The organism is Vibrio sp. 1401 (genome assembly GCF_033340295.1).
The window spans coordinates 1-672 of the sequence record NZ_JAWOWF010000407.1; the positions used below are offsets into that span (position 1 = coordinate 1).

Here is a 672-nt window from a genome sequence, read left to right on the forward strand (position 1 = left end):
CGCACCCACTTTAAATGATACTGGTTAACGTCTGACTGTCTGGTTTGTTCCGGCCCTACCCCCAGTTTCACTTTTGAGTTCCCTACATAAGAAAGAAAATAGGTTTCTAAGCGACCTTGGTTTTCGAGCTCAAAAACCTTTTGGATCCGATTGAGTTCTAATGAGGTTTCTTCCAGCGCTTCTCTTTTCGCAGCTTCAACAGGCTGCTCTCCAACTTCAACACTACCGCCGGGGAAAACCCAATAATGTCTATCGTTTTGAAAACGCTGGATAAGCAAAAGTTCTTGCTGATGATTAACCAGTATAAGGCTGGCTCTTTGTAATAGTCGCATGATTCATTCCTTTGAATTCGCACAACATTCTAGCCATCTTGTTTTACCGACATAGCATTGACACCACGTAGTGATAACTCAGCCCTTAAGAAATGAGCAAGATGCGATATAACTCACTTTTGCGATTTGAATAGCAATGAGAAGGTGCGTAGAAGCAACAAAAAAGCAGAACCGAAGTTCTGCTTATAGAAAATAAAAACATGTCACTTAGGCGGACTGATGTAGCTCGTATTTATGCAACATCGCTTGTTGATGCCCTGCAATTTCTGCCGGTTGTTCAGCGCTGTCCACCCTGGATTGGGGTGGTAGCTGTGTATGCTCTCCACGGTCGGAAAGGTTA

The 672-nt window shown here is 43.6% G+C and carries 1 protein-coding gene; it reads right to left on the reverse strand.

Annotated features, from left to right (window positions below; all coding sequences use genetic code 11):
• On the reverse strand, positions 1-332 hold a 332-nt coding region (locus tag R7Z77_RS25920), incomplete at its 3' end, for an NUDIX domain-containing protein (RefSeq protein WP_318137120.1).
• Positions 333-672: the final 340 nt, after the last annotated feature.